Origin of the sequence: Mumia zhuanghuii (genome assembly GCF_042681565.1) — a bacterium.
Classification (GTDB): Bacteria; Actinomycetota; Actinomycetes; order Propionibacteriales; family Nocardioidaceae; genus Mumia.
Genome location: NZ_JBHUFT010000008.1, coordinates 595,692 through 618,202, shown reverse-complemented (window position 1 = coordinate 618,202; position 22,511 = coordinate 595,692). Strand labels below are relative to the sequence as shown.

Below are 22,511 nucleotides of genomic sequence, written 5' to 3'. Positions count from 1 at the left end.
ACCGGGTCACGGCGCGGCGCCGCTCCCTCCTAGACTGGAGGCATGAGCAACGTGCCGGAGAAGCCTGCCCTGGAGGGGCTCGAGCAGAAGTGGTCCGCGCTGTGGCAGGAGCGGGGCACCTACGCGTTCGACCGCTCCAAGACGCGCGACCAGGTGTACTCGATCGACACCCCTCCCCCGACCGTCTCCGGCTCGCTCCACGTCGGTCACGTCTTCTCGTACACCCACGCCGACCTCGTCGCCCGCTTCCAGCGGATGCGCGGCAAGGAGGTCTTCTACCCGATGGGCTGGGACGACAACGGTCTGCCCACCGAGCGCCGCGTCCAGAACTACTTCGGCGTCCGTTGCGACCCGTCGCTGCCGTACGACGAGGACTTCACGCCGCCCGAGCCTTCGACGGGCTCAGGGAGCGGCAAGGGGTCGCAGCAGATCCCGATCAGCCGGCGCAACTTCATCGAGCTGTGCGAGCGGCTCGTGGCGATCGACGAGAAGGCGTTCGAGGACCTCTGGCGCACCCTCGGCCTGTCCGTCGACTGGGAGCAGACCTACACCACGATCGGTGAGGTCTCCCGTACGGCGTCGCAGCGCGCCTTCCTCCGCAACCTCGCACGCGGCGAGGCCTACACGTCCGATGCGCCGACCCTGTGGGACGTCACGTTCCAGACGGCGGTCGCGCAGGCCGAGCTCGAGGCGCGCGACTACCCCGGCCACTACTACCGGGTCGCGTACACCCTGCCGGACGGCACCAAGGTGCACGTGGAGACGACGCGTCCCGAGCTGACGCCGTCGGCCGTGGCGCTGATCGCGCACCCCGAGGACGAGCGCTACAAGCACCTGTTCGGCACGACGGCCAGGTCTCCCCTCTTCGACGTCGAGCTGCCGATCCTCGCCGACCCCGCCGCCGACCCCGAGAAGGGTTCCGGCATCGTCCACTGCTGCACCTTCGGCGACCTGACCGACGTCCAGTGGTGGCGCGAGTACGACCTGCCGACGCGTACGGTCGTCGGCCGCGACGGACGCATCATCCGCGAGACCCCGGGCTGGATCTCCTCGCACGAGGGCCGCAGGGCGTACGAGGAGCTGGCCGGCAAGACCGTCTTCTCCGCGCGCGAGACGATCGTGGCCGCGCTGAAGGAGTCCGGCGACCTCGACGGCGAGCCCAAGCCGACGACCCGCATGGCGAACTTCTTCGAGAAGGGCGACAAGCCGCTCGAGATCGTCTCGACGCGTCAGTGGTACCTCACGAACGGCGGCAAGGAGCCCGAGCTGCGTGGCCAGCTCGTCGCCCGCGGCCACGAGATCTCCTGGTATCCGCCCTACATGCAGTCGCGCTACACCAACTGGATCGACGGCCTCAACAGCGACTGGCTCGTCAGCCGCCAGCGCTTCTTCGGCGTGCCGATCCCCGTGTGGTTCCGCCTCGACGGCGAGGGCGAGCCCGACTACGACAACCCGATCGTGCCGGACGAGTCCGAGCTCCCGATCGACCCGCAGTCGCAGGCTCCCAAGGGTTTCGAGGAGCACCAGCGCGGCAAGCCCGGCGGCTTCATGGGCGACCCCGACATCTTCGACACCTGGGCCACGTCGTCGCTGACCCCGGAGATCGTCTGCGGCTGGGAGCGCGACCCGGAGCTGTTCGAGAAGACCTTCCCGATGGATCTGCGTCCGCAGGCCCACGACATCATCCGCACCTGGCTCTTCTCGAGCGTCGTGCGCGCCCACCTCGAGAACCACTCCGCTCCGTGGTCGCACGCGCTGATCTCGGGCTTCGTGGTCGACCCCGACCGCAAGAAGATGTCGAAGTCCAAGGGCAACGTCGTCGTCCCGACCGAGATCCTCGACAAGTTCGGCGCGGACGCGGTGCGCTGGCGTGCCGCGGGGGCACGGCCGGGTGCCGACTCGCCGTTCGACGAGACGCAGATGAAGGTCGGGCGCCGGCTCGCCATGAAGGTGCTCAACGCATCGAAGTTCGTGCTCGCCGCCCCCGAGGCGTACGGGCTCGGGGTCGACGCCTCGTACGTCGAGCCGCGCCGCGTCACCGAGCCCCTCGACCTCTCGATGCTGCGCCGTCTCCGTCAGGTGACGAAGGAGGCCACCGAGGCGTTCGAGGCGTACGACTACACCACCGCCCTCGAGGTCACCGAGCGGTTCTTCTGGGGCTTCTGCGACGACTACCTCGAGCTGGTCAAGGAGCGTGCCCGCGGCGAGGACGAAGGTGCGCAGTCGGCCAAGGCGGCCTTCGCGATCGCCCTGTCGGTGCAGTTGCGGCTGCTCGCGCCGTTCCTCCCCTACGTCACCGAAGAGGTCTGGTCCTGGTGGCAGGAGGGCTCGATCCACCGTGCGGCGTGGCCGAGTGCCGAGATCGAGATCACGACGACGCCGCAGGACCCTGCACTGCTCGTCGCGGCCGGTCAGATGCTCGCCGGTGTGCGCGGTGCGAAGTCGACGGCCAAGGTGAGTCAGCGCACGGCGGTGACCAAGCTCGTCGTCCGCGGCTCGGAGCAGCGGCTCGGGATCGTGAAGCGTGCGCTGAGCGACGTCCGTGCGGCAGGCAACATCACGGGCGAGGTCGAGTTCGTGGTCGATCCTTCGCAGCAGGGTGGCGACCTCGCGGTCGAGGCACAGCTCGCCGAGCCGGAGCCGAAGAAGCCGGCGGAGCCGAAGCCGGCGGAGACCGTCTCCGAGTGAGCGCCCTGCACGTTCGGGACGTCACTGCGGACGACGTGCCTGCGATCGTCGCGATGCTCGTCGACGACCCGCTCGGAGTCACACGCGAGTCCCCCGACGACCTCACTCCGTACCTCGACGCCGTCGCGGCCATCTCGGCCGACCCGCACAATCGCGTGCTCGTGGCCGAGCGCGACGGCGAGGTGATCGCGACGATGCAGCTCACGTACATCCGCGGACTGGGTCGTCGCGGAGCCTCGCGAGCGCAGATCGAGGCCGTCCGCGTGCGGTCCGACCTGCGCGGCGACGGGCTCGGCTCGCAGCTGATCGGCTGGGCGGTCGACGAGGCGCGGCGCCAGGGCTGCTCCCTGGTCCAGCTCACGTCCGACGCGAGCCGCGAGGGCGCGCACCGCTTCTACGAGCGGCTCGGGTTCACCGCGAGCCACATCGGCTTCAAGCGCACGCTCTGACCCGTCCGCTCTCCCCGGACGTCATACCGAATGTGGCCGAGAGACCTCGACACGTATGACGTCCCGGGGCGAGGGTGCGGGCCTGCCGTCAGAGGGTGCGGAAGTACGGGAGGCGGGCCAGCAGCGCGTCGCCGAGCGCGGTCGCCGTCGTGAGCTGGCCTGCGAGGTCGGGCAGGTCGTCGTACGCGAGCGCGAGCGTCGACTCGCCGAGCATCCGCGCCGTCTCCGTATAGCCCGGATCGCCTCCGGCCGCCTCGGTGACGAGTCGTGCCCCGCCCGCCTCCGCCGCGAAGCGCACCTGGAACCACGACCGTGCCCGCTTCGCCTCGCTCGGCCCCTCCCCTGCGGTCTTGGCGCGCAGCAGCGCCTTGCGCACGGGCGGTATCTGCGCACCCACCACCAGGGCCCCGACACCGACGGCGGCGCCGACGGCCATCGGCAGCCGCCGGAACTGTGCGTAGTGACCGTAAGAGAAGTCGGGCCCGTACGACGGCAGCGCTCGCGCCGACCGGAGCACGACCTGCGGGTCGATGGTCGGCAATGGCAGGGCCCAGCCGGACCCCGACTCGCCCCGCCCCGGCCGCTCCGGGAGGCCACGGATGCGACGTCCTTCGGGACGACCCTCGAGGCGACGGCGCTCCTTCGCGGTCGCCTGCGACGACCGGAACCCGGCGAACGCGCCGAGGGCCGAGTGAGAGGTGCCAGCGGAGACGTCCGCGCTCGCGCGCACGTACCCGCGGATCGTGATCGGTACGTCGGACGGCAGCTGTCTCACGGTGTGCAGGACGCCGATGTCGTGCGGGATCGAGTCGAAGCCGCACGAGTGCACGAGCCGCGCCCCCGTACGCTCGGCCGTCGCGTGGTGCTCGAGCCACATCCGGTCGACGAACTCCGGCTCGCCGGTGAGGTCGCAGTACGCCGTGCCCGCCTCGGCGCACGCGGAGACGACGGGCCCGCCATGCAGGGCGTACGGGCCGACCGTGGAGGCGAGCACGCGGGTCGACTCCGCGAGGCGACGCAGCGAGACGGCGTCGGTGACGTCAGCCACCTCGATCGCGGGGACGACTCCGCCGGCCTCCGCGATCCGCGCGGCCACGGTCTCCAGCGCGGCCCGATCTCGTCCGGCGATCGCCCAGGTCGCGCCGTCCGGAGCGTGAATGGCGAGGTAGTCCGCCGTCAGGCCGCCGGTGAATCCCGTGGCGCCGAGCAGCGCGAAATCGTAGGTCACGCGAGGAGTCTAGGGGGTGTGTCACGGCTCAGTGAGGCACATCGCGCCAGGTCACCCGCTCACGCGCGAGGCCTCCGTGGCGATGAGGACGAGGTCGGAAGCGGCGTCGGAGAGGCGGCGGCGTCTCGCCCAGATCGCGGTCAGCGGTCGCCGCATGTCGAGCTCCACCGGGACGACCACGAGGCGCCCTTGCTCCACCTCGGCTGCCACCGCGCGCCGCGACACGACTGCCGGACCTACCCCCGCGGCGGCGGCACCGAGCAGCGCGCTCGTCGAGCTCGCCTCCAGCACCACGTGCGGCTCCTGCCGCAGTGCCCTCTCGAACGTGCTGCGCGTGCCACTGCCCGGCTCCCGCAGGACGTACGCCCCTGCCTGGAGCTCCTCGCGCGTCAACGGTGTGCGCCGCCGTGCCCACGGGTGGGCCGGGGCAACGACCACGGCCAGGCTGTCGTGCCCGACCACCTGGCGCGCAAGGTCGCCTGGGACGTCGGTGGTCTCGACGAATCCGAGGTCGACCTCGCCGCCCCGTACCATCGCCGCCACGGTGTCGCTGTTCACGACGTGCAGCCGCGGGCTCACCTGCGGGCGGCGGGCGCGCAGCTCGGCCAGCCACCGGGGCAGGATCAGTTCGGCGATCGTGAGGCTGGCCGCCACCGCCACTCCCGACCGCCGTTCCTCGCCGAGCGCCAGCAGGCTCGACCGCACGGTGTCGAGCTCGTGGAGCAACGTCCGCGCCCACGACACCACCGCCTCCCCGTCCTCGGTGAGTCGGGACCCGCCAGGCGACCGGTCGAGCACGGAGATCCGCCAGCGCGCCTCGAACTCCCGCAGCCGAGCGCTCGCGGCGGGTTGGGTCATGTCGTGCTCCCGGGCGGCCGCGCCGATGCTGCCGTGCTCCGCGACCCCCACGAGGAGGCGGAGGGTCTGCACGTCGACATCTGGGGTCATCACCTCACCTTATGACCTGGGAGGAAATCGCCCTCTACCGGACAGGTCGTCCCCGCTGGACTCTGGAGACGTGCCTCCCCCGCTCTCCCGTACGGTCCTGGTCACGACGCCCCTGTTCGCGGCCTTCGTGGCGATCCTGCTGAGTGACCTGGTCCCCCTCCTCGGTCCGCTCATGCTCGCGCTCGCGCTGGGAGCGGTCGTCGCCAACGCACCGGCGCTGAGTGAGGCGACGACGCACGCCCTCGCCGACGTCTCCCGTACCTGCCTGCGGCTCGGGATCGTCGTGCTCGGGCTGCGGCTGTCGGTGAGCGACCTGCTCTCCGTCGGCTGGGGCGCCGCGCTCGTGGTGATCGCCACCGTCGCCGTGACGTACGCGGCCACGTGCCGGCTCGGGGATGCGCTCGGCCTCGACCGTGGGCTCGTGACCCTCATCGCGGCGGGATTCTCGGTGTGCGGCGCGGCAGCGATCGCCGCGGTGCGGGACGGCGTCCGCACCCGCCAGCGCAACGTCGCGCTCGCGGTCGCGCTCGTGACGGTCTATGGGACTGCCATGATCGTGCTCCTCCCCCCGGCCGCCCGCCTCCTCGGCTTGTCGACCGAGCAGGCAGCCGTCTGGGCGGGGGCGAGCATCCACGAGGTCGCCCAGGTCGTCGCTACGGGGTCCCTCATCGGCGGCACGCTTGCGGTCGCGCTGGCGACCACGGTCAAGCTCGGACGGGTGGTGACGCTCGCCGGTGTGTACGTGGTGGCAGCGCGGCGTGACGCCGCTGACGGCGCCGGCGAGGCGGGGCCATCGAAGGCGCCGCTGGTGCCGTGGTTCGTCACGGGCTTCGTGCTGGCTGTGCTTCTACGGTCGACCGGCGTGCTCGGCGAGAGCATCCTCGACGTCGGCGACCACCTCGCCACGTTGCTCCTCGGAGCAGGGATGTTCGGCCTCGGGCTGGGCCTGCGGCTGCGTGAGCTCTGGCCGGTCCCGGCACGCGCGCTCGTCCTCGCGACGGCGTCGACCCTCGTGGCGGCCACGACGTCGCTCGTCCTCGTCGTCACCACCTCGCTGGTCGCGTAGGCGGACCCGCTAGCGAGTCTCGGCCGACGACGCGTCAGGAGGCTTTGTCGCGGCGCTCTTCGTCGCGGTGCGGCACGAGCGTCGGGTTGACGTTGTCGAGGACCGTCTCCTTGGTGACGACGACCTTCGCGACGTCGTCGCGGCTCGGCACCTCGTACATGACGTTGAGCAGGACCTCTTCGATGATCGCGCGCAGACCGCGAGCACCGGTGCCACGAAGCAGCGCGAGGTCGGCCATCGCCTCGATCGCATCCTCGGTGAACTCCAGCTCGACGTGATCGATCTCGAAGAGCTTGGCGTACTGCTTGGTGAGCGCGTTCTTGGGCTGCGTGAGGATCTCGACGAGCGCCTCTTTGTCGAGGTTCTCGACGGTCGCGATCACGGGCAGGCGGCCGATGAACTCGGGGATGAGGCCGAACTTGAGCAGGTCCTCGGGCATCAGCTGTGTGAAGACGTGACCGGTGGTCCGCTCCTCACTGCGCTCCTCGCGCTGCGTGTTGAAGCCGAGCGACATCTTGCCGTTGCGGCTCTCGATGATCTGCTCGATGCCGGCGAACGCCCCACCCACGATGAACAGGATGTTGGTCGTGTCGATCTGGATGAACTCCTGGTGCGGGTGCTTGCGCCCGCCCTGCGGAGGCACCGACGCGGTCGTGCCCTCGAGGATCTTGAGCAGCGCCTGCTGCACACCCTCGCCGGAGACGTCACGGGTGATCGACGGGTTCTCGCTCTTGCGGGCGATCTTGTCGACCTCGTCGATGTAGATGATGCCCGTCTCGGCCTTCTTGACGTCGTAGTCGGCGGCCTGGATGAGCTTGAGGAGGATGTTCTCGACGTCCTCGCCGACATAGCCGGCCTCGGTCAGGGCCGTCGCGTCGGCGATCGCGAAGGGGACGTTGAGCATCCGGGCGAGCGTCTGAGCGAGGTAGGTCTTGCCGCAGCCCGTCGGGCCGACGAGGAGGATGTTGGATTTCGCCAGCTCCACCAGGTCGTCTTTGTGGCGACCGGCCGCCGCGCCTGCCTGCACGCGCTTGTAGTGGTTGTAGACGGCCACGGCGAGCGACTTCTTGGCCGCGTCCTGGCCGATCACGTACTGGTTGAGGAACTCGTAGATCTCGCGGGGCTTCGGAAGCTCCTCGAGCGAGACCTCGGACGTCTCCTGCAGCTCGTCCTCGATGATCTCGTTGCAGAGCTCGATGCACTCGTCACAGATGTAGACACCTGGACCCGCGATCAGCTTCTTAACCTGCTTCTGGCTCTTTCCGCAGAACGAGCACTTGAGCAGGTCGCCGCCGTCGATGCGTGCCACCGGTTCCTCACCCTTCGCCGTAGCGGGGCTTCCCCCGCTCGATGTTTCCCTCGACCGTACCCTGTGCCGGGCCGGCATGCGGCCGACCCGGCGTCGGGCGTGTCAGTGGATGGTCAGACCGCCGGGGTCTTCAGGGTCTCCAGGACCTGGTCGACCAGACCGTACTCGACGGCCTGCTGGGCGGTGAGGATCTTGTCGCGCTCGACGTCGCGGCTCACCTCTTCCTTGGGCTTGCCCGACGCCTCGGAGATCATCGTCTCCAGGAGGTCGCGCATGCGCAGGATCTCGTTGGCCGTGATCTCGAGGTCGGAGCTCTGTCCGTACGTGCCCTCGGTGTACGGCTGGTGGATCAGGATGCGGCTGTTGGGCAACGCGAGCCGCTTGCCCGGGGTGCCTGCGGCCAGCAGCACGGCCGCTGCCGAGGCCGCCTGGCCCAGGCACACGGTCTGCACGTCCGGCTTGAGGTAGCGCATCGTGTCGTAGATCGCCGTGAGCGCGGTGAACGAGCCGCCGGGCGAGTTGATGTAGAGCGAGATGTCGCGGTCGGGGTCCATCGACTGCAGGCACAGCAGCTGGGCCATGACCGCGTTGGCGACGTCGTCCGAGATCGGCGTCCCGAGGAAGATGATGCGGTCCTCGAAGAGCTTCGCGTACGGGTCGATGCGGCGGAAGCCGTACGACGTCCGCTCCTCCCACTGAGGGATGTAGTAGTTCATCGACGGGGCGAACTGCTGGTGGGGCATGGTCATGCCGGCTCCTGGGGTCGGGCCGCCGAGGGGCAGCGCGGACGCGGTCACGACGCCTCGCCTCGCGTGACGTCGTTCTCGCGGGCGATCACGTGGTCGATGAAGCCGTAGTCCTTGGCCTGCTCGGCGGTGAACCAGCGGTCACGGTCGGAGTCGCGCTCGATCGCGTCGAGCGTCTGACCGGTGTGCTGGGCCTGGAGCTCGTTGAGCTGCTGCTTGAGGAGCAGGCTCTGCTCGGCCTGGATGCGGATATCGGAGGCGGAGCCGCCGAGGCCGCCGGACGGCTGGTGCATCATGATGCGCGCGTGCGGGAGGGCGTATCGCTTGCCCGGCTCGCCCGCGGCGAGCAGGAACTGCCCCATGGAGGCGGCGAGCCCCATGCCCACGGTGACAACGTCGTTCGAGATGAACTGCATGGTGTCGTAGATCGCCATGCCGGAGTCCACCGAACCGCCGGGAGAGTTGATGTAGAGCCGGATGTCGGCCTTCGGATCCTCGGCGTTGAGCAGCAGCATCTGCGCGCAGATCGCGTTGGCGTTCTGGTCACGCACCTCCGACCCGAGGAAGACGATGCGCTCGCGGAGGAGCCGCTGGTAGATGTGGCCGTCGAGATCGTTCGGGCCGACCTCGCCGCCGGCCATACGAGGAGTCATCTCTGTGTTCACGTCCTCGACCCTAGCGGGGCAGACGGACGAACCCGAGGGGAACCGTCCGATTTCGCTACGGGCGCACAAGCCTGCGCAGGTCAGCGCGAGGCGGCGTCACGCGTCCTGCTCGACGAGGGACTTCATGCGCGCCAGCGTGGCGGCCATGTCGCGCTCGATCTGCTCGGAGAACTCCTCGATCCCGCCGAGGAACCGCATGACGAGCATCCGAGACATAGGTGTCGACCCGCGCGGCGCCTCACGCCGCTCGACCAGGCGCGTACGCCCGTCGCCCAGGTCGTCGAGCTCGTACGTCCACACCATCCCGTTCTCGGGGACGCGGAACGCGATCGCCCGCTGAGGCTCGTACCGCACGACGACCGACGTCGTCGGCCACACCTTCCAGCCGTACTTGTTGACGTTGAGCGAGCGGGTGCCCACGCCGATCGGGCCGCGGATCAGCATCTTGCGGGTCTGCGGGCTCCACTCCGGCATCCTGCGCAGGTCGGAGACGAGCTCCCAGACGTCGCGGGGCGAGGCGTCGAGCTCGGTGCTGACCTCGAGGAGGTAAGAATCGGTGGAGGCGTGCGTCATGGGTGTCCCTTCGGGGAGGTGGGGGCGGGAGAGGCTGCGGCCGGCGACGGGAGCGCCGAGGGCCGGCCGTTGACCCAGGCGACGAGCAGCTCGCCGACCTGAGGGTGGTTGAGGAGTCCCAGGTGGCCGCCGGCGACACGTGCCGGGTGGGCGTGAGCGATGACCGGATCCCCGGCACCCGGTCGACCGGTGGCGGAGCGCCCGGTGACGACGAGGTCGGTGGTCGCGGCGACGAAGTGGTATGCCGCGTGCGGGAGCGGGGCCGCCGCGATGCGGCCGTCCCCCCAGTGCGCGGTCAGGTCACGGCCGTACCACTCGTCAGGCGAGACGTAGCCGTGGCGCAGGTCGACGATGCCGACCGACCGTATGCCCAGCACCGTCGCGAACGGGAGCGTCTCGGGCACGAGTGCAAGCACGCGTGAGCCGACCTGGACAGCACGCTCGAGCGGGGCACCTAGGTGGGGCGTGCCGAGGCAGACCACGGTCGCCACCCGCGACGTCCACGGGGCACGACGTGCCACCCCGTACGACGTCGCCGCCCGGATCACGAGCCCGCCCATCGAATGCCCCACGAGATGGAGGCGCGCGACCGGGACGGGCCATCCGTCGACGAGCTTGGTCAGGAGGTCGGACAGCTCGGCGCCGTTGTCGGAGACGTGCCGCCCGGTGTTGTAGCGAAGCCGGACCGTCGTGGCGCAGGTGCGCGCGTGAAGCGCCGCCTCGTACGTCGTGCCGCGTCGCTGCGCGCCGAGGTCCCACGAGTCGTCGTTCTCGCCGAGGCCGTGCACGAGGACAACGAGCTCGCTGGTCGCGGCGGGGTACGCCAGGGCGAAGCCGTGCCGCTCGGGCGTCACGTCAACACCGCTGCTCCGTACGGACATGGCGAGCGCGTACAGGTCGTGGCGTGCCTCGAGACGGTCGCCGACGAGACCGTTGACCGCCGAGCGCAGCAAGCGGGTGCGCGGTGTGCGCTCGACCGGCGTACCGAGCCCGCGATCGGCGAGGTGGCGCAGTCCCGCGCTCGCTCCACGGAGGCCTTGGGAGACGCCGGTGTAGGCGAGCGCGGCCACCGCGTCGTGGACCAGCCGAGGGCCACGTCCGCCGGCCACCGCTCCGAACGCCCGGCGCGCCACCGCACGGTGCACCTCGCGGACGCACGGCACGACGACCTCGTCGGCGTACGACAGCGCGAGCGCAGCGGTGTGCCCGGTGCGGGGCGGCGCCATCGTCATGACCACATACTGACGGTATCCGGACCTTCGCCGCTACCCGCCTCGCACGCGGGACGACGAAGGCCCCGTCCCGCAGCGGCGGAAGGGGGCCTTCGTACGAACCTGGCGCAGATCAGGCGTCGGCGGACTCGGTCTCGTCGGCCTCGTCGATGCTGCCGTCGCCACGGAGATTCTTGAGATCGACGACGTTGCCCGACTCGTCCTTGACGGTCGCGTCCTCGACGAGCGTGGCCAGCGCCTTGCCGCGCACGATCTCGGCGACCAGCTCCGGGATGTGGTTGTGCTCGACCATGTGCTGCATGAACGACTGCGGGTCCTCGCCGGACTGCTGGGCGCGACGCAGCATGTGCTCGGTCAGCTCGTCCTGCTCGATCCCGACCTCCGAGTCGGTCGCGATCTGGTCGAGGAGGAACTGCGCGACGAGCGAGTCGCGCACACGCTTCTCAAGATCGGCCTCGAACTCGTCGATGGTCTGCTCCTCGGTGTCGAGGTAGGCCTCCATCGTCATGCCGGCGTACGCGAGCTGCTGCTCGATCTGCTGGCGACGGCTCGCGATCTCGGCCTCGACGACGGCCTCGGGCAGCGGGACGTCGATCTTCTCGACGGCTGCCTCGAGCACAGCGTCGCGTGCCTCGGCGGCCTGCTCGATGCGCTTGCCGCGGGTGAGCTTCTCAGCGATGTCCGTACGCAGCTCGTCGACGGTGTCGAACTCCGACGCGGTCTGAGCGAAGTCGTCGTCGAGCTCGGGGAGCTCCTGCTCCTTGACCGTGGTCAGGGTGACGTCGACGTCGACGTCCTCGCCCTTGAGGTCGCCACCGGCGAGCTGGGTCTGGAACGTCTTGGACTCCCCGGCGGACATGCCGGTCACGGCGTCGTCGAGCCCGTCGAGCATCGAGTCCTTGCCGACCTGGTAGACGATGCCGTTGGCCTGCGCGGCCTCGATCTTCTCGCCGTCCTTGCTGGCCGACAGGTCGATCGTGACGAAGTCGCCCTCGGCGGCCGGGCGGTCGACCTCGGTCAGGGTGGCGAAACGCTCGCGCAGCGCCTGGACCTGCTCGTCGACGTCGCTGTCCTCGACCTTGACGTCGGGAACGCTGACCTCGATGTCGCTCAGGTCAGGGGTCTCGAACTCCGGGCGGATGTCCACCTCGACGGTGAACTCGACGAGGTCGCCGTCCTCGAGGCGGGTCACATCGACCTCGGGCTGTCCGAGCGGCTGAAGCTCGGCCTCGGCGACGGCCTGCGAGTAGATGCCCGGGAGGGCGTCGTTGATGGCCTGGTCGAGGATCGTCCCGCGACCCACGCGCTGGTCGACGACCTTCGCAGGGACCTTGCCGCGGCGGAAGCCCGGCACAGAGATCTGCGACCCCACGGCCTTGTACGCCTTGTCGAGAGCCGGCTTCAGCTCATCGAAGGGCACCTCGATGGTCAGCTTGACCCGGGTGGGGCTCAGTGTCTCCTGGGCACTCTTCACGAGTACGTTCTCCTTGGTCGTCGTGCAAGATCGTCACCGCTGTGGTGACGTGTCATCGGCAGTCGGGATGACAGGATTTGAACCTGCGACCCTCCGCTCCCAAAGCGGATGCGCTACCAAGCTGCGCTACATCCCGGTACGCACCGTTTGGGCGGTGCGGGCGCCCGAACCACTGTAGTAGACGATGGCGGACGACCCCGAATCGCGGGCATCCTCACCGTCCGCTCCACCTGGTCGCCCCCGTCGCGGATCGGCAGGGCAAGTGTGGCATCATGGTCGCGGTTGACCGCAGGGCGTACGGCCATGCGGCACAGCGCGCGGACGTAGCTCAATGGTAGAGCCTCAGTCTTCCAAACTGATTACGCGGGTTCGATTCCCGTCGTCCGCTCCAGCACGCCCCCGAGCCACGCCGCCCGGCCCGAGCCGAGCAGCGTGGTCGCAGGTCAGAGCTTCGGCGTTCCGGCCAGGCCCCAGGTCTGGTTGCCCAGGCCGTCGTCGTTGACGTTGTACGTGACCGTGCCGTCGGCGGTGTTGCCCGAGATGCCGGTGTACGGTCCGAGCGAGCACGTGTACGAGCCCGTCGTGCTGTTGATGTTGGTGACCTCGCAGGTCTTGGACTTGATGATCGAGTCGTTCTGCTCGATCCGCACCTGCACGGCGAACTTCTCGAACTTGCCCGATCCCGACTCGCCCCAGCTGACCTTCGCGTAGGCGCTCTTGATCTCCGAGCTCCCGCCGGAGCCGCCCCAGTTCCTCATCAGGCACAGCTCGACCTTGACGTCGGCGTTGTACCCGTTGGTCGGGAACTCCTTCGCGCTGGTCTTGCACCGGTAGTCGGTGGCGTTCGCCGGGCTCGCGAACGCACCGACGCCACCCGCGGTGACGGCAGCGACGGCTGTCGCCGAGGCCAGCGTGCGTACCAAGGTCTTCCTCATGGACGGTCCCCTCCTATCGGAAGCCGGCCAGGACCGACCGGCCATCCCGACCCTAGGGACCCTCACGGAGGACCTCAATCGATTTCTCCGCGCCCAGTGAATTGGGGCCCGCTATGTCCGTCCTGGCAGCGTTAACGCACATGTCATGTCGGGCTAACCGCTCGGATTCCTCGACCGCCTAGCGTGGAACGTGTCGTTTCCGGTGATCACGCATCACCAACACGGCACTCACAACGCGGCGCCTGGCCCGCTCGACAGGGAAGGCGGACCAGGTGCCGCGTCGGGACGACCCAGGGGGATCGATGAGACCGCTCAGCTTCGCATGGCAGTTCGCCGCTTCAGGACTCGCTCGCCTCGCCTCGACGGACGTGTCGTGCGCCAACGCCCTCCACTCCGCCAACGAGCTCACCGCCGCACGCCGCGAACGCGAGGAGATCAGCGCGATGCTGGCCTCGCGAGCCCTCCCCGACCTGAGCTGACCGGCGTACGGCACCTTCCATCCGCCTGCCCCGGGACGTCATACGTTCCGCGGGTCGGGACCCACGATTTGTATGACGTCCCGGGGCGGGACGGGGCGGGCGGTGTCGCCTCAGGGGCTGACCGGAGTACGGCGGCGGCTTCGCGGCTGGCAACGAGGGCACCAGAACAGGTTGCGCCCGGCCAGCACCTCCGTACGCACCGGCGTCCCGCACACGAGACAGGGCATGTGCGTCCGCCGGTAGACATAGACCTCTCCCCCATGGTCGTCCTTGCGCGGCGCGCGCCCCATCGCCTCCGGCTCGTGCTCGGGCCGTACGGTATCGATGCGGTTGTGCGTGACCCCGTACGCCATGAGCCCGACGAGGTCGCCCCACATCGCGTCCCACTCGGCCCGCCGGAGGAACCGTCCCTCCATGAAGGGGTCGAGGCCGTGCCGGAACAGCACCTCCGCGCGATAGACGTTGCCGACGCCTGCCAGGACCGACTGGTCCATGAGCAGCGCCCCGATCGTGATCTTCGAGCGGTTGATCCGGCGCCAGGCACGCTCGGGATCGGCGTCGTCGCGCAGCGGGTCGGGGCCGAGTTTGGCGAGGTAGGCGGCCTTCTCGTCCGGCGTGATCAGCGTGCACACCGTCGCGCCCCGCAGGTCGGCCCACGCCCGTACGGACTCCAGACGCCAGCGCACCTGCCCCACCACCGGGCGGGCCGAGAGGTCACCGATCGCGCTCGGGTCGGGCAGCCCGGAATGGATCGCGAGGCCCCCGATCAGCCCGAGGTGGATGCGGACCTGCTCCTCGAGCCCGGCGAACCGGACGAAGAGCTGCTTGCCGTACGCCTCCGCGCCCTCCATGACCCGCGAGCCGATCCGCGCGGCGCCCTCGGCGAAGCGTCCCTGCGGGCTCGATGACCAGGTCCTGTCACCGCCGAAGGCCGCATCGAGGTCGAGCGCGAGCCGGTGGAGGGTGTGTCCCTCGGGCACGCCTCAGAAGTCCTCTCGCCGCTCGGCGACCTCGGTGCCGCGCGACTCCTCGTACGCAGCGAGCAGCGAGATCCGGCGAGCGTGGCGCTCGACTCCGCTGAACGGCGTCGCGAGGAACGCCTCGACGATCGTGGTCGCCTCCTCGGTGGAGTGCATGCGGGCGCCGATGCCGACGACGTTGGCGTTGTTGTGCTCGCGGGCGAGCTGCGCCGTCTCGAGCGACCACGCGAGCGCCGCACGCACGCCGTCGACCTTGTTCGCGGCGATCTGCTCGCCGTTGCCGGAACCACCGATCACGACGCCCAGGCTGCCCAGGTCGGCGACGACGGCCTCGCCGGCGGCGAAGCAGAACGGCGGGTAGTCGTCCTCGGCGTCGTACGTGGCGGGACCGTGGTCCACGACGTCGTGCCCCTGATCGCGCAGGTGGGTCAGGAGGTGGTTCTTGAGCTCGAAGCCGGCGTGGTCGCAACCGAGGTGAACGCGCATGACGTCATTGTCCCAGCGTCGCTGCCAGGTCGCGCAACGTGCCCGAGACGAGCCGCACGGCCGACCGCGACTCGGCGAACTCCCACGGCCGGCGCCAGAAGCCGTGGGCCATCCCGAGCGCCCGCCAGGCGACGGTCGGGACGCCGGCATCGGTCAACCGCGCTGCATACGCCTCGGCCTCGTCGCGCACCAGGTCGTGCTCGGCGGTGATCACGAGGGTGGGCGGCTGTCCGGCAAGGTCGGGGGCGAGGAGCGGCGAGGCCTCGGGGTTGCGCTTGGCCTCGTCGGTGGGGGCGTACTGGTCCCAATACCAGTCCATGTCCGACGTCACGAAGTCGTAAGCGCCGCTCCCCTCCTCGCGCCGCGACACCGTGTCAGCGAAGGCGTCGACCGGCGGGTAGACGAGCACCTGGTACGCCAGCGCCTCCGGATCGCGGACGGACAGCCCGGCGATCATGTTGGCTCCGGAGGAGTCGCCGATCCCCGCGATCAGGGAGGTGTCGAGCTCGTACTCGTCGCCGTGCGCGCGCAACCAGGCGAGGGCGGTCGCGACGTCGTCGAGCGGCGCGGGGTATGGGGCCTCGGGGGCGCGGCGGTAGTCCACGGACAGCAGCGCCCAGCCGGTCGCGTTCGCCAGGTAGCGACAGAACGCGTCGTGGGTCTCCAGGTCGTGGAACACCCAGCCGCCGCCGTGGACGTACAGGAGGACCGGGACGTCGTCCTCCGGCCGGTAGAGGCGCACCGGCACCCCGTCCGCGTCGAGGTCGGCGACGTGCGCGACGTCGATGCGGATCGAGTCCGCGAGGGCCTCGGCACGGTCGGCGGCACGCTCTGCGGCGATGTCGTGGTCCATGCCGAGGACCCTAGCGCCTGCACTTTCCGTTGGCCCCCACGGAAAGTGCAGGCCCCAACGGAAGGATCCGGTGAGGCCTGACCTCTTCGTTGGCCCCAACGGAAAGTGGACGGGGCGGAGCGGAGGCGGGTGGACCTCAGTCGAAGATCGGCTCGCGCGTCCGGGTGCGCTTGATCTCGAAGAAGCCGTCCGTCCCGGCGACGAGGAGGCAGCCGTCCCACAGCCGGCCCGCAGCCTCGCCCTTCGGCGCAGGCGACACGACCGGACCGAAGAACGCGATGCCGTTCACCGCGATGACGGGCGTGCCCACATCCGTACCGACGAGCTCCATCGCCCGCTCGTGAGAGGCCCGCAGGGCGTCGTCGTACGCGTCGGTGTCGGCGGCCTCGACCAGCTCGGGCTCCAGCCCGACCTCCTCCAGCGCCTCGGCGAGCACGGTCGCGTCGAGCGGACGACCGCCGGGGTGCACGCGGGTGCCGATCGCGGTGTAGAGGTCGCGCAGGACGTGCGCACCGTGCTTCTGGGCGGCCGCCGTCGCGACGCGCACCGGGCCCCACCCGCGGTCGAGCATCTCGCGGTAGCGCTCGGGGAGGTCCTCGGCGTTCTCGTTGAGGACCGACAGGCTCATGACGTGGAAGCGGACCTCCACGTCGCGGACCTGCTCGACCTCGAGCAGCCAGCGCGACGTCATCCAGGCCCAGGGGCACAGCGGATCGAACCACATGTCAACGGTGTCGGACATGCTCACCTCTCGTCGGGGGTGTCGGCGAAACGCCGACGGATCGGAAGTCTCGCAGATCACAACAACGGACGACCGGCGTGCATTTCCTCGACCAGCGAGAAGGCGACAGGTTGGAGGTCACCGCCGTGGCGGCGGGCGACCTCACGCTGTCGCTGGTACGAGGCTCCGCCCTCGAGGATCGTCTCGATGTCGGCCAGCTCCGCAGCGCATCCCAGGCGCTCCGCGACAGGCTCGAGGAGGCGCAGCAGCCGTCGTACGTCCGTCGTGACGAGGTCCTCGTCGCCCTTCGCGTCGAGGATGAGGATCGCATCCATCCCGTACCGGGCCGAGCGCCACTTGTTCTCCTGGAGGAACCACTGCGGCAGGTCGGGCAGATCGCGGCCAGCATCGAGCTCGGACGAGAAGTGCTCGACGAGGCACTGCGTGAGCGCCGCGATCGCGAGCAGTTCGGAGAGCGCCGGCGTGCCGTCGCAGATCCGGACCTCCAGCGTGCCGAAGCGCGGCGACGGCCGGATGTCCCATCGAACCTCGGAGAAGTCATCGATGACGCCGGTGTGGAGCATGTCGTCGGTGTAGCGCTCGAGGTCGGACCACTCCTCGAGCCGGAACGGCAGTCCGGCCGTCGGCAGCTGCTGGAACATCAGCGCGCGGTTGGACGCGTACCCGGTGTCCTTGCCGCCCCAGAACGGCGACGATGCCGACAGCGCCTGGAGGTGGCCGAAGTAGGCGAGGACGGCCCGCATGATCGGGAGCACCTTGGCGCGGTCCTCGATGCCGACGTGGACGTGGACGCCGTAGATGAGCATCTGGCGGCCCCACCACTGCGTACGGTCGATGAGCGTGTTGTAACGCTCCTTGTCGGTGACCTTCTGGTGGTCCCACTGTGCGAACGGGTGCGTGCCCGCACACATCAGCTCGACGCGCAGCGGGCCCGTGACGTCGCGCACCTCGTCGATGCTGCGGCGCAGGTCGCGGCCGGCATCAGCGATCCGCTCGTGGACGCCGGAGACGATCTCGACGGTGTTGAGCAGCAGCTCCTGGTGGACGTGCGGGTGCGGCGTCCCGTCAGGACCGGCCAGTGCGTCGAGCACCGTACGGGCGACCTGGCGGAGGTCGCCGGTGTCGGCGTCGACGAGCGCGAGCTCCCACTCGATGCCGACCGTGGAACGTCGCGACGTCGCGAAGGGCAGGGCCATGGCTCCATCCTGCCCGAGCCGGCCGTCAGGATCTCGTCGTCAGGACCGCTGTGACGGGTCCCACGGCGCGGGGCGTACGACGGCGACCCACACGGCGAACGCGAGAAGGGCGACGCCGACCAGGATGTCGACGACCACGTGGGTCTGGCGCCACCACACCATGTCGGTCGCCCCCTCGACCGTGTAGTGGCCGATGCCGATGAGGCCGCTGACCGAGTAGAACGCGAGTCCGACGACGCACGCGGCGCGCCGGTGGCGGAAGAACGCGATCACCCCGAGGACTCCGCACAGGGTGAAGACGAACCACGACGCCGCGATCACCTCCGCCGACGGCGCCGGCAGCCCGTCCGAGCCCGGTTGGGGGTATGAGGAGTAGTTCGCGACGTTGTCGATGTAGTGGATCACCGAGACCACGAACGCGGCACCGACGAGCCAGAGGAGGACCGTGGCGCCGCGAGGGCGGTTGCGCGTGGCGGTGTCGACGGACATGCGAGCGACGCTAGTGCGCCGCGGGGTCACTCACAGCGTGTAGTCGAGCACGAACCCGTACCCGTCGTCGCTGTGACCCCCGAGGGTGATCGTCGCCTCGCCACGCAGCGACTCGAGCGCCCCGGTCCCCATGCCCTCGACCACCTCGACGGCGTCGGCGACGTCCATCTCGTAGTGGGAACCACGGTGCAGGAGGACACACGTGCCTTCGGCGCCGCCGATCGAGCCGGTGAAGCGCTCGACGGCGAGGACGGGCGCATCGCCCTGCTTGTACGTCATCAGGTAGTGAACGACGCCTTCTCCCTCGATGTCGCCGGAGTAGGTGTAGCGGACGGTGGCGCGGGTGATGCCGCGGTCGGGGTAGTAGGTGCCGTTCCGCTCGGCCCCGGTCCCGTCGATGTCCTCGACGACCGACTCCTCCCAGCCCGCGACGGTGAACGTGGTCTCTGCCTTCTTGTCGTGTGTCATGCCTGCCATGCTCGTCGCGGAGCGCATGGCAGGTCTTGTACGAACGCGACATGCCTAGGCTGAGGGCATGCACGACCCCGGGGGGTATCCGCAGGCGATCGTCGGGCGTGCCGAGCCGATCGGCGTACGCCGGATCGAGTCGGCGTCGCCGGGTGTCGACTATCTCTGGCGTGTGCGCTGGGACATCGCCGAGCCGTACGAGCAGGCGGTCGTCCCGCAGCCGCGTGTACACCTCGCAGCCGAGGACGGGCGGCTGCTCGTGCACGGCGTCACCCGGCGGCCGTTCTCGCGACGGCTCGTCGGACGCGGGCACGTGCTCGGGGCGTCGTTCCTGCCCGGCGGGTTCCACGGCCGTCTGCGAGGGCCGGTAGGCGGGTTGTCAGACGTGGTCCGGCCCGCCGGCGAGGTGCTCGGTGTCGACGACCGCCCGTACGCCGCGCGCATCCTCACACCCGACGCGACGGACGAGGCGATGGTCGACGTGCTGACGGGCTATCTGGCCGAGGTCGGGTACGAAGCTGATCCTCGGGCGGAGGAGGTCGGGTCCCTCGTCACGGAGGCTGAGCGTGACCGGACGCTCGTGCGCGCTGACGCGTTGGCGGCACGAGGTGGCGTGAGCCTGCGGACGCTGCAGCGCGAGTTCGCGACGTACGTCGGCATCGGACCCAAGTGGGTGCTGCAGCGGTTCCGGCTGCTCGACGCCGCCGCGGCAGCGCGCTCGGGCGAGGCCGTGGACTGGGCCGCGCTCGCGGTCGCGCTCGGCTTCACCGACCAGGCCCACCTCGTACGGCGTTTCACCGAGGTCGTCGGCACGCCTCCCGCGACGTACGCCCGCGAGGTGGGCGACCCCGCCGGTTGAGCCTGTCGCCCCCCGCTCGTGGCCCCTGGGACCAGCCCAATGACAGGATGGACCCCATGCCAGGAACCAACCTCACGCGCAACGAAGCGCAGGAGCGGGCTGCGCTCCTCGACGTCCACCACTACGCCGTCGACCTCGATCTGACCGTCTCCGACACCGAGTTCGCGTCGACCACCGTCGTCCGGTTCTCGAGCAACCAGGCGGGCGCGTCGACGTTCGCGGACCTGGTCGAGGCACGCGAGCCCAAGATCTGGCTCAACGGCACCGAGATCGACGCGTCGGCGTACGAGGACCACCGCATCGCGCTCACCGCTCTCGTCGAGGGCGAGAACGAGCTGCGGGTCGAGACACGGCTCCCCTACTCCCGTACGGGCGAGGGCCTGCACCGCTTCGTCGACCCGGCCGACGACCGCGTCTATCTCTACACGCAGTTCGAGGTGCCCGACGCCCGCCGCGTGTACGCGACGTTCGAGCAGCCGGACCTCAAGGCAACCTTCACGTTCACGATCGACGCGCCGAGCGGCTGGACCGTCGTCTCGAACTCCCCCACCCCCGAGCCGACCTCGGTCCGCGACGGGGTCGACCGCTGGGCATTCGCCGAGACCAAGCGCATGTCGACCTACATCACCGCGCTGATCGCCGGCGAGTACGAGACGATCACCCACACCTACAAGGGTGAGTACGGCACGATCCCGCTGGGCATCCAGGTCCGCAAGAGCCTGCGCGAGCACGTCGACGCCGACGAGATCTTCGAGATCACCAAGCAGGGCTTCGGGTTCTTCGAGGGTGCCTTCGAGATGGGCTACCCGTTCGGCAAGTACGACCAGGCGTTCGTGCCGGAGTACAACATGGGCGCGATGGAGAACGCCGGCGCGGTGACGTACCGCGACGAGTACATCTTCCGCAGCCGCCAGACCCACGCCGCGTACGAGAGCCGCGCCAACACGATCCTCCACGAGATGGCGCACATGTGGTTCGGCGACCTCGTGACGATGAAGTGGTGGGACGACCTCTGGCTCAACGAGTCGTTCGCGGAGTTCGCCTCGCACCACGCCGAGGTCAACGCCACGAAGTACACCGGCGCCTGGACCGGCTTCACCAACCAGCGCAAGAACTGGGCATACCGCCAGGATCAGCTGCCCTCGACGCACCCGATCGCGGCCGACAACTACGACCTGCACGCGGTCGAGGCGAACTTCGACGGCATCACGTACGCCAAGGGGGCCTCGACGCTCAAGCAGCTCGTCGCGTGGGTCGGCGAGAAGGACTTCTTCGCCGGTCTTCGGGCGTACTTCGCCAAGCACGCCTACGGCAACACCGAGCTCAAGGACCTGCTGGCCGAGCTCGAGACGGCGTCCGGCCGCGAGCTGACCACGTGGGCGCAAGAGTGGCTGCAGACCTCCGGCGTCAACACGCTGCGTCCGCGCTTCGTCGTCGACGCGAGCGGCGGGTTCACGTCGTTCGCGGTTGAGCAGACAGCCATCGAGGCGTACCCCACGCTGCGCCGTCACCGCATCGCGATCGGCCTCTACGACTACACCGATGCCGGCCTCGTGCGCCGCACCCGTGTCGAGACCGACATCGAGGGAGCGCTCACCGAGGTCGACGCGTTGATCGGTCAGAAGCAGCCCGACCTGGTGCTGCTCAACGACGACGACCTGACGTACGCCAAGATCCGCCTCGACGAGCAGTCCCTGCAGACGCTCACGACCTCGATCGCCGACATCGACGACTCGCTGGCGCGCGCGCTGTGCTGGGGTGCCGCGTGGGACATGCTCCGCGACGCCGAGCTGCCCGCCCGCCAGTTCGTGCCGATCGTGCTCGCCGGCGTCGGCACCGAGTCCGACCTGACGGCGGTGCAGACGCTGCTGCGCCAGGGCGCCTCGGCCGTCTCGCTGTTCTCGGCGCCGGACAACCGCGACGCCCTCGCCGCACAGTGGGAGCAGGGTGTGCGTGCGCTGCTCGACGCCGCCGCGCCGGGGTCGGACCACCAGCTCGCCTTCGTCCGCGCGTACGCCGGCGCCGCCGAGTCCGACGACGCGATCGCGTACGTCAAGGGGCTGCTCGACGGCTCCGTGACGCCCGAGGGTCTCGCCGTCGACACCGACCTGCGCTGGACCCTGGTCGCCGGGCTCGCCCGTGCGGGCGCCTTCGGCGATGCCGAGATCGACGCCGAGCTTGCGCGCGACAACACCATCTCCGGCCAGGAGAACGCCTCCGGCGCGCGCGCTGGCCGTCCGGACGCCGCCGCGAAGGAGGTCGCGTGGGACGCGGTCGTCGTCCGCGACGACTTGCCGAACGAGACGCAGCGCAGCATCGCTCGCGCCTTCCAGCAGCCCGGACAGGCCGAGCTGCTGCAGCCGTACGTCGACCGCTACCTCGAGACCGCCCGTACGGTCATCGAGAAGGGCGTGTGGCGTGCCTCGGAGATCCTCGAGAGCTTCTTCCCTCGGGCCAACCCGTCCGCGGAGAACCTCGCGACGATCGACGCGTGGCTCGCGGCAGAGGTCGATCTCGACGCGACAACTCGCCGGTACGTGAGCGAGGGCCGTTCGGACCTCGCCCGCGCCCTCGCCGCCCAGGAGCGCGACGCCGCGGTCTGACCCTGGCCGCCCCACGATTTGACCGCCTATCCACCTTGGTCCG

The 22,511-nt window shown here is 69.8% G+C and carries 22 protein-coding genes and 2 tRNA genes; 7 read left to right on the top strand and 17 right to left on the bottom strand.

Annotation, left to right across the window (positions count from 1 at the left end; all coding sequences use genetic code 11):
* Positions 1-42 precede the first annotated feature (42 nt).
* Together valS and ACFSDF_RS11335 are read left to right on the top strand one after the other, a co-directional pair.
* Positions 43-2,688, top strand: a complete 2,646-nt coding sequence (gene valS / locus ACFSDF_RS11340) for a valine--tRNA ligase (protein ID WP_167007654.1) — start codon at positions 43-45, stop codon at positions 2,686-2,688.
* The gene (locus ACFSDF_RS11335) at positions 2,685-3,137 is read left to right on the top strand and encodes a GNAT family N-acetyltransferase (RefSeq protein WP_243843091.1); all 453 of its coding nucleotides are present in this window, start codon (positions 2,685-2,687) and stop codon (positions 3,135-3,137) included. The genes valS and ACFSDF_RS11335 overlap by 4 nt, the downstream gene beginning before the upstream one ends.
* Before the next feature lie 88 nt (positions 3,138-3,225).
* Here ACFSDF_RS11335 and ACFSDF_RS11330 read toward each other — a convergent pair whose 3' ends face one another.
* Together ACFSDF_RS11330 and ACFSDF_RS11325 are read right to left on the bottom strand one after the other, a co-directional pair.
* Complete coding sequence (locus ACFSDF_RS11330; protein WP_377157556.1) at positions 3,226-4,365, bottom strand: saccharopine dehydrogenase family protein; 1,140 nt, start codon at positions 4,363-4,365, stop codon at positions 3,226-3,228.
* A gap of 51 nt (positions 4,366-4,416) precedes the next feature.
* A complete protein-coding gene (locus ACFSDF_RS11325) occupies positions 4,417-5,313 on the bottom strand; it encodes a LysR family transcriptional regulator (RefSeq protein WP_377157554.1) in 897 nt (298 codons plus the stop codon).
* A 70-nt stretch (positions 5,314-5,383) separates the two neighbouring features.
* Between ACFSDF_RS11325 and ACFSDF_RS11320 the strand changes: the two genes are divergently transcribed.
* The gene (locus ACFSDF_RS11320) at positions 5,384-6,379 is read left to right on the top strand and encodes a YeiH family protein (RefSeq protein ID WP_377157552.1); all 996 of its coding nucleotides are present in this window, start codon (positions 5,384-5,386) and stop codon (positions 6,377-6,379) included.
* 34 nt (positions 6,380-6,413) lie between these two features.
* On the opposite strand, the gene clpX is transcribed toward ACFSDF_RS11320, so the two are convergent.
* The 7 genes from clpX to ACFSDF_RS11285 all read right to left on the bottom strand — a co-directional run bounded on the left by clpX (position 6,414) and on the right by ACFSDF_RS11285 (position 12,514).
* Positions 6,414-7,688, bottom strand: a complete 1,275-nt coding sequence (clpX, locus tag ACFSDF_RS11315) for an ATP-dependent Clp protease ATP-binding subunit ClpX (RefSeq protein ID WP_167007643.1) — start codon at positions 7,686-7,688, stop codon at positions 6,414-6,416.
* A 113-nt stretch (positions 7,689-7,801) separates the two neighbouring features.
* A complete protein-coding gene (locus ACFSDF_RS11310) occupies positions 7,802-8,437 on the bottom strand; it encodes an ATP-dependent Clp protease proteolytic subunit (RefSeq protein ID WP_255490699.1) in 636 nt (211 codons plus the stop codon).
* Between the two features lie 44 nt (positions 8,438-8,481).
* The gene (locus tag ACFSDF_RS11305) at positions 8,482-9,087 is read right to left on the bottom strand and encodes an ATP-dependent Clp protease proteolytic subunit (protein WP_167009215.1); all 606 of its coding nucleotides are present in this window, start codon (positions 9,085-9,087) and stop codon (positions 8,482-8,484) included.
* Positions 9,088-9,195: 108 nt separating this feature from the next.
* Complete coding sequence (locus tag ACFSDF_RS11300; protein WP_377157549.1) at positions 9,196-9,672, bottom strand: SRPBCC family protein; 477 nt, start codon at positions 9,670-9,672, stop codon at positions 9,196-9,198.
* Positions 9,669-10,904 carry a lipase family alpha/beta hydrolase gene (locus ACFSDF_RS11295; RefSeq protein WP_377157547.1) on the bottom strand — a complete coding sequence of 412 codons (1,236 nt, stop codon included), beginning with the start codon at positions 10,902-10,904 and terminating at the stop codon, positions 9,669-9,671. The genes ACFSDF_RS11300 and ACFSDF_RS11295 overlap by 4 nt, the downstream gene beginning before the upstream one ends.
* Positions 10,905-11,016: 112 nt before the next feature.
* Positions 11,017-12,378, bottom strand: coding sequence for a trigger factor (gene tig / locus ACFSDF_RS11290; RefSeq protein WP_167007637.1), 1,362 nt, complete (start codon positions 12,376-12,378; stop codon positions 11,017-11,019).
* Positions 12,379-12,440: 62 nt separating this feature from the next.
* A tRNA-Pro gene (locus ACFSDF_RS11285) sits at positions 12,441-12,514 on the bottom strand.
* A 181-nt stretch (positions 12,515-12,695) separates the two neighbouring features.
* On the opposite strand from ACFSDF_RS11285, the gene ACFSDF_RS11280 reads away from it, so the two are divergent.
* A tRNA-Gly gene (locus ACFSDF_RS11280) sits at positions 12,696-12,769 on the top strand.
* Between the two features lie 52 nt (positions 12,770-12,821).
* Here the strand turns inward: ACFSDF_RS11280 and ACFSDF_RS11275 are convergent.
* Positions 12,822-13,313 carry a hypothetical protein gene (locus ACFSDF_RS11275; protein ID WP_167007635.1) on the bottom strand — a complete coding sequence of 164 codons (492 nt, stop codon included), beginning with the start codon at positions 13,311-13,313 and terminating at the stop codon, positions 12,822-12,824.
* Positions 13,314-13,615: 302 nt separating this feature from the next.
* Here ACFSDF_RS11275 and ACFSDF_RS11270 point away from each other — a divergent pair, with 302 nt between their 5' ends.
* Positions 13,616-13,792 (top strand): hypothetical protein, encoded by a 177-nt coding sequence (locus ACFSDF_RS11270; RefSeq protein WP_167007633.1) that lies wholly within the window; start codon positions 13,616-13,618, stop codon positions 13,790-13,792.
* Positions 13,793-13,902: 110 nt separating this feature from the next.
* Here the strand turns inward: ACFSDF_RS11270 and ACFSDF_RS11265 are convergent, their stop codons facing one another.
* The 7 genes from ACFSDF_RS11265 to ACFSDF_RS11235 all read right to left on the bottom strand — a co-directional run bounded on the left by ACFSDF_RS11265 (position 13,903) and on the right by ACFSDF_RS11235 (position 19,006).
* Positions 13,903-14,772, bottom strand: coding sequence for an Fpg/Nei family DNA glycosylase (locus tag ACFSDF_RS11265; protein WP_167251993.1), 870 nt, complete (start codon positions 14,770-14,772; stop codon positions 13,903-13,905).
* Positions 14,773-14,775: 3 nt separating this feature from the next.
* Positions 14,776-15,258 (bottom strand): ribose-5-phosphate isomerase, encoded by a 483-nt coding sequence (locus tag ACFSDF_RS11260; RefSeq protein ID WP_167007629.1) that lies wholly within the window; start codon positions 15,256-15,258, stop codon positions 14,776-14,778.
* A 4-nt stretch (positions 15,259-15,262) separates the two neighbouring features.
* Positions 15,263-16,111, bottom strand: coding sequence for an alpha/beta hydrolase (locus tag ACFSDF_RS11255; protein ID WP_167007626.1), 849 nt, complete (start codon positions 16,109-16,111; stop codon positions 15,263-15,265).
* A 136-nt stretch (positions 16,112-16,247) separates the two neighbouring features.
* A complete protein-coding gene (locus ACFSDF_RS11250; protein WP_167007623.1) occupies positions 16,248-16,853 on the bottom strand; it encodes a DsbA family protein in 606 nt (201 codons plus the stop codon).
* A 56-nt stretch (positions 16,854-16,909) separates the two neighbouring features.
* Complete coding sequence (locus tag ACFSDF_RS11245; RefSeq protein WP_167007620.1) at positions 16,910-18,049, bottom strand: glutamate--cysteine ligase; 1,140 nt, start codon at positions 18,047-18,049, stop codon at positions 16,910-16,912.
* A gap of 39 nt (positions 18,050-18,088) precedes the next feature.
* Positions 18,089-18,538: a hypothetical protein gene (locus ACFSDF_RS11240; RefSeq protein WP_167007617.1), complete on the bottom strand. Its 450-nt coding sequence runs from the start codon at positions 18,536-18,538 to the stop codon at positions 18,089-18,091.
* Between the two features lie 30 nt (positions 18,539-18,568).
* Entirely contained in the window at positions 18,569-19,006 is a 438-nt protein-coding gene (locus tag ACFSDF_RS11235; protein WP_167007614.1) for a DUF3224 domain-containing protein, read from the bottom strand.
* Positions 19,007-19,073: 67 nt separating this feature from the next.
* Here ACFSDF_RS11235 and ACFSDF_RS11230 point away from each other — a divergent pair, with 67 nt between their 5' ends.
* A complete protein-coding gene (locus ACFSDF_RS11230) occupies positions 19,074-19,865 on the top strand; it encodes a helix-turn-helix domain-containing protein (RefSeq protein ID WP_167007611.1) in 792 nt (263 codons plus the stop codon).
* 56 nt (positions 19,866-19,921) lie between these two features.
* Positions 19,922-22,468 (top strand): aminopeptidase N, encoded by a 2,547-nt coding sequence (gene pepN, locus ACFSDF_RS11225; RefSeq protein ID WP_377157540.1) that lies wholly within the window; start codon positions 19,922-19,924, stop codon positions 22,466-22,468.
* The last annotated feature ends 43 nt before the right edge of the window (positions 22,469-22,511 follow it).